Genomic DNA, 6238 nt, shown 5'->3' on the forward strand with positions numbered 1-6238 from the left:
AGCGCCGGACCGCGGCCTGGTCGAGCAGGTCGAGGGCCTGCCGGTCGGCCGTCAGGATCTGCGCGCGCTCCCGCTCCCGCAGGCGGCGCACGATCGCCGAGCCCACCATGCCCCGGTGGCCCGCCACGAAGACCGTTCCAGCGCTGCCGGTCGCCATCCCATCCATTCCTTGCGAACATTTCTGGAAACGGCACAAAAAGCGTGAGGCTGACGGCGAAAAGATGGCCAGGGGTTGCCGGGGTCGACGGGCCAGAGTATCGGGCCGAACCCGCTCAGCCCGTTGCGGGTGATACTGGCTGGGCGACCATCCGTTCGCGCCAAGCCCTCACGGCAGTGTTGCGTTGAAGGGTTCGGAGCGGCCCGTTTCAAGATCTCGAGTCGTGTGTCCGAGTGGACGGGATCGACAGGGAGTGCCGCCGCCGATCGGGCCCCCGTCAGGAGCCCCAATGTTTATCGACGATATCTTTGATGGCGTCTGATATGGCGACGTCGAAGATGAGCATTTCTTCCACGGTCCGAATGGCACGTAGATGCTGAGCCAGGTCACGCACGGCGGCGGACGGCTCGGGGATCTCCGGGAGCGGTACGTCGAGGCCGAGCTGATCGAAGAGGGTCCGGGCGAAAGCCCCGAAGCGCGCCTTGTGCCCGACGATGCCGACCCGCGACAGGACCTCGATCGCCGCGATCGAATTGCCCGGATGCAGCCGGTCCTCCGGCATACGGGTTCCGAGCTGGCGGGTCAGCGGATTGTAGAGCAGCCGGTAGGCCGATTCCGGCAGCATGCGGAAGAAGCGCTTGAGGCTCTTCAAATCCGTGAGGTCGTAATCGTTCGTGAAGGCCGCGGCCTCGGCGAGCCCAGCGAGACGCCACCCGCGCGCAGGGTCGGCTGCATCGGCGGCGCGCGCCTTCAACCAATGCAGGCGCGTCGCCATCTCAATATAGGGATCCTGCACCAAGAGTGCCGTGAGCATCAGGTCCGGCGTCATGAAATTCTCGTACCGGGGGATCACCACGGCACCCGACAGGAGCACCGACCGCGCCGCATTCAAGAAGAGGCTGGTCAGGATCTCGTCCGACATTCGGTGCAGGCCGAAATAGCTGCGCTCGAAATGGGGGAAGAGGGCACTCTGAAGCACCGTCTCAGGATCGATCCCGGTGTTGATCAGGCACATGCGCATCTGGAGCAGGCTGTCCATGGGGACCCGCCGATGCACCAGCACGTTGGTGTCTGCATCGTACAATTCCAGCCGCTCCAGACCGGAGAGACCCGGTACGTCGGCTTCGGTCACGACGAAGATGCATTGACCCGTCGCGTGCCAACCGTTGTTCTTGAACGTTGGATCGGTCAGGCTCGCCGCGACCGTGGCAACGCGGCGCCCCTCGACGGACACGACCACATGGCTGGTCGCAAGCTGATTATCCGGCACGATCCAGCCACGGATCGAATGGCCGTCATCGTGATCGATGAAGAAGCGCACGGTCAGACTCTAATCATTTCTGCGTCGCGGGCGACTTTGGATGATGTGCGGGCGTGGTCCTATAGCTACTTTGGGTTCCAGTTGCGAGGGGGGAGCTCTCAGGCCGAATTGTAAACACGCGCGCTGCGCCGAAGCCGTTGCCGCGTCGGTGGAAATCACTTCGGTGCGGGTCCATGAACCCGATTTTTTATGACCACATATCTATGCTGCTGATCAGAGGATGCGTTTGCTAAGCGCACCACGCACGGCGCTGATCGGCGTGTCTCGGGTTGAAATTTTGCTCACGCGGCTCAACAGCCTCAGAGGCCGAAGACCGTTGTGCGGGAGATTTATGCCGGCCGCTCTGTCTGAGGCTTGACGAAGCCCATCGTCAGAACGCTGTGCAGCCGCATCTCCTCGACGGGCATCGGGATTGCGGGATCAAGCCAATCATGGCGCTGGCGCACCGCGGACAGGTCGTGCAAGCATTCGTCAACGCTTGGCAGCTCGTCGTTTCGGAGCAGTTCAAAGCCGGCATCCGTAAAGTTTTTAAGATAGCTTCGATTGTGCGGTGCGTGGTCGATGCTGTGTATCGTCACGCCGCCGGGCCGCATGACCCGAAACAATTCATTGCAAAAAGCGTCGCGGGGCTCTTCCTGCTCCTTTGGCCGATAATCCAAAGGCTCGCAATCAAAGTTCGTTTCAGACTGCCCAATATGCTTTATCACGGACACCGTGATAACGTAGTCGAACAGGTCTCCGGGGATGTCGCCGCTATCGACCCCCAACGCGCATCGGAAAACTTCGCACCGGTCTGGAATGTCGGGGGGAAGAATCGCGGCACCCATTCCTTCGAGTCCGTCGTAGGGATCGATGATGTACTTGTCTCCAGGAAATTGCTTTAATATTTCAAGATAATCGTTGGCGCCGACTTCGCAGAAATTTTTGCGATCATGGTATGATGCGCACAGTCGCATCGTGTGGATGCGCTGAAACCATTTGGCGTATCCACTCGCAGGATGGTCAAGTTCATCTTTGAAAAAAATGTCGCTGCGAAGTAATTCCAGCATGATAGCACCAATTGAAGCTTCGTGGACTCGATTTATGTGACGCGCTTTGATTCGGCGCGCCCAGCTTCTGACAGGGCCGTATGCTTCTCCGAAACGGGTATTAAGACCTTTATCCTACGCCGGGGTTTCCTTCGGCGTCGGATCTTCCCATCTTGTGCTCGGTGAGATCTATACGCGCAAATGAGCGGCGGCGCGAGGGTTGTAGCCGGGACGGCGAAGGCTCGATCCGGCCCACAGGTCTGACCGCGGCACGGCCTGCGGATCACGGAGGCGGTGGCTTGGCTGGCAGCGACGCTGCCGATCTGTCAATCTGGCGGGGCGACGGTCAGCGCGATCCGTAGCGTTGTCGTGCGTAAAGCTCCAGATCCCATTGATCATCCGCGGGCCGGAACACGAAGCGTTCCGACATTTCCGCCAGCACGAGATCGGGGCGCACGCGCGCGATATAGCCGTAATCGAGCTGGGTGCTCCAGATGAAGTGCAATTCACGGAACGTCTCGGCCAGCAGAATAGTGAGGCCGATCGGCATGAAGTTGGCGTAACTGTCGCCGAACAGGACCACGCGTCGGGGGTCCGGTGCGCGCGCATTCTGATAAATAACGTGGGCGCCCGTGTGGAGCGATCCTTCCAGCCCATGTCGTTCCATGTCTTCAACGATCGGACTGGCATACACGCGTACGGCATCGCGCTGAACGTGATGCAGCGTGGTCCCTTCATAGCGGGGCGGAACGAAGGGCATGCCCAAATCCCCGGCCCAACCGGGGTGATAACTCGTCGGTCGCTCCCAGAAATCGCGGACGGGCTTTGCACCGATCGCGCGGCAGATCTCGCGATAGGCCACCAGCCGCCCGGCAAACGACAAGTGGCTGTCGGTGCGATAGAATAAGTCTTGCTCGTCCCTCCGGCGCCGCATCGGCCCGATCAGATCGATCATCGTGGCACGCCAGCGGGCGCGGCGCTGCAGATAACGGTTCACGCGGAGGCGGCGGAGGGGGAATTTTTTATAATATTCATCTTCATGATATAGTCTAAATGCTGGCGAAAGACGCCATTCTATCTCGAAATCGATCAGAAGATTATCGTATATTGTAATTTTCTCGGGCATCAAGACATGTTTATAGGGTATGCCCAAGCTGCGGAGGCGGCGCTCCCGTTCAGAGATAACCAAGCGCCAATGGATCAGGAAGAATTGCGACTCGGGAGATCTGACATATTGGGAACTGACGTTGTTCGTTCCCTGCAGCAAGAATAGGAAATCATCTTTTCCAGTATGGATTTCCTCGATCGCGGCCATGAGGGCTTCCAGGTTTCCGAGCGGATCACGGGTCCGTCGGGGCATGTCCGGTCGAGGCGTTCCGTGCACCGGATCCGGCGCCCCGACGCCAGTGACCGCCCAGCCGTCACGGAGCCGTCCCGATCATCGGTGCACGCCCGCTCGGCGCGACGGCCGAGCGGGCGTGCCGTTTGGGGCTGTCACGACATCGATGCGGAGATCGCTGCGATCACGCGTTCGACGTCGGTGTCCGTCAGCTCGGGATACATCGGCAGCGACAGGATGACCCGCGCGCTGGCCTCGGTGTTCGGGAGTTCGCCGTCGGCGAGCGCGATGCGTCCGGCATAGGCAGGTTGGAGATGAACCGGGACGGGGTAATGCAGACCGGTCCCGATACCGCGTTCGGCCAGCCGTGCCTTGAGATCGTCCCGTCCCTCGGCGCGTATCACGTACTGATGGAAGACATGACCCGCCTGTGCGCGGCGTTGCGGACGCTCGATCGGAGCGGTGGCCAAGCCCTGATCGTAGAGCGCCGCAATGGCGCCGCGCCGCGCATTGTCCTCGGACAGGGACGCGAGCTTCACGCGCAGGATCGCCGCCTGCATCTCGTCGAGCCGAGAATTCCGGCCGGCACTGGCGCTGACGAACCGCTCGCGCCAGCCGTACTGGCGACAGGCACGGCACTCGTCAGCGAGCGCCGCGACATCCGTGGTGATCATGCCCCCGTCGCCATAACCGCCGAGGTTCTTGGTGGGATAGAAGCTGTAGACGGCGGCCTGACCGTAACGGCCGACCTGTCTGCCCCCGAGGGTCGCGCCGTGCGCCTGCGAGCAATCTTCGAGGACCGGGACGGCTGCACGGGCGGCGGTTGCGCAGATCGGCTCCAGATCCGCCGCCTGACCGTACAGGTGGACGGGGATGACCGCACCGACGCGCCGGCCCTCGCGGAGGCACGCGTCGAGGACGTGACTGAGCCCGGACGGATCCATGCCGTAGCAGGCATCGGTATCGACCAAGACGGGTACGGCACCGATCATCTCGATCGCCGAGACCGTCGCCACCGCCGTGTGCGAGACCGTGATCACACGATCCCCCGGTTGCACGCCGAGGGCGAGTAGGCCGATCACCAATCCGTCCGTGCCGTTGCCGACCGCAATCGCCTGCTCGGCCTCGGTCCACGCGGCGAATTCCGCCTCGAACGCCTCCATCTCGGATCCGAGGATATATTGTCCCCCCGACAGGACCCGCGTCACGGCCGCGTCGATCTCGGCCTTGCGCCGGAGGTAGCCGGCACGCGGGTCGGTCTGGGGAATGGGTTGCGACTGGCTCATCGGAGAGGTTCCAGATAGGGGCGCCGATGCGCGTGGTAGAACTCGAGGGTCTGACGGAGCCCGTCCTCGAAGGACAGGCGGGGCGCCCATCCGGTCGCCGCCCGGAAGGCGGTGTCGTCGGCGCTGTAATCACCGACATCGATCAGGCTGCGGTCGGCGGGGAAGTCCTTGATGGCGAAGGCGGCCCCGGGCGTCGCAGCGACGAGGCGCCCGGCGAGGTCCCTCAGCGAAAGCCTGATCTCGCCGCCGACGTTGTAGATCTGCCCGATCGCCGGTTCCGCGACGGCCGCGATCAGCGCGTCGACGACGTTCTCGACGAAGGCGAGTTCCCGGATCTGGTGTCCCCCCCACACTTCGAACGGAACCCCCGAGAGCGCTTGGGCGATCCACCAGCCGAAGAACATCTGCCGGGCGTCTCGCACGCGCATGCGCGGGCCGTAGATGTTGGTCAGCCGGAGCACCGTCGGCCGTGATCCGTAGATCCGGCCATAGAGCAGATGATAGAACTCGCCGGAGATCTTGTTGATGGCGTTGACGTCCGGGGGCGCCAGCGGGTGGGACTCGTCGACCGGAATCTTGCCGGGGCGGCCGTAGACCTGGCGCGTCGAGGCATGGACCGTGCGGATCCGCGGGGCCACGCTCCGGCAGGCTTCCACGATGGCGAGCTGCGCGAGGGCGTTGATCTCGATGTCGGTGCGCGGATCGCGCATCGATTCCACGTGGGAGGTCTGCGCCGCGAGGTTGAACAGGACCTCCTGTCCCTCGAGCGCAGCGGTGATGGCGGGGGTATCGCGCACGTCGCCGCGCACGACGCGCAGACGATCGAGGTAACCGTCGAGGTTGAACAGCTCCGCCCCGTCGTTGGGCACGAACGCGTCGAAACAGGTGACCTGCGCGCCCGCATCGACGAGCCGGCGGGCGAGGTTCGATCCGACGAACCCGACCCCGCCGGTGATCAGCACGCGCCGTCCGGTCCAATCCAGGGGCTGCGGCGGAGGCAAACTCGTCATAGTGGAGGTTCCGAGGGCCATGCAGCCGGGACGGACGCATATGCACCTGATAAGGGTTTCGACCCGACTCCGGGTGGATCCCGTTCTCCCAGCACGC

The 6238-nt window shown here is 63.0% G+C and carries 6 protein-coding genes; all 6 read right to left on the reverse strand.

From position 1 onward, the window contains the following. Window positions 1-157, reverse strand: a 157-nt coding sequence (locus MKK69_RS12920; protein WP_243968309.1) for an NAD-dependent epimerase/dehydratase family protein, incomplete at its 3' end; no start/stop codon positions are given. A gap of 277 nt (window positions 158-434) precedes the next feature. After that, window positions 435-1478, reverse strand: a complete 1044-nt coding sequence (locus MKK69_RS12925; RefSeq protein WP_243968298.1) for a hypothetical protein — start codon at window positions 1476-1478, stop codon at window positions 435-437. 329 nt (window positions 1479-1807) lie between these two features. Next, the gene (locus tag MKK69_RS12930; RefSeq protein WP_243968304.1) at window positions 1808-2527 is read right to left on the reverse strand and encodes a hypothetical protein; all 720 of its coding nucleotides are present in this window, start codon (window positions 2525-2527) and stop codon (window positions 1808-1810) included. A 325-nt stretch (window positions 2528-2852) separates the two neighbouring features. Then, window positions 2853-3821, reverse strand: coding sequence for an alginate O-acetyltransferase AlgX-related protein (locus MKK69_RS12935; protein ID WP_243968305.1), 969 nt, complete (start codon window positions 3819-3821; stop codon window positions 2853-2855). 179 nt (window positions 3822-4000) lie between these two features. Then, window positions 4001-5131: a DegT/DnrJ/EryC1/StrS family aminotransferase gene (locus MKK69_RS12940; RefSeq protein WP_243968306.1), complete on the reverse strand. Its 1131-nt coding sequence runs from the start codon at window positions 5129-5131 to the stop codon at window positions 4001-4003. After that, window positions 5128-6141 carry an NAD-dependent epimerase/dehydratase family protein gene (locus MKK69_RS12945; RefSeq protein ID WP_243968308.1) on the reverse strand — a complete coding sequence of 338 codons (1014 nt, stop codon included), beginning with the start codon at window positions 6139-6141 and terminating at the stop codon, window positions 5128-5130. Before MKK69_RS12945 ends, MKK69_RS12940 begins: the two co-directional genes overlap by 4 nt. Window positions 6142-6238: the final 97 nt, after the last annotated feature.

It is taken from the genome of Methylobacterium sp. J-026 (genome assembly GCF_022829585.1).
In the GTDB taxonomy this organism is placed as follows: Bacteria; Pseudomonadota; Alphaproteobacteria; order Rhizobiales; family Beijerinckiaceae; genus Methylobacterium.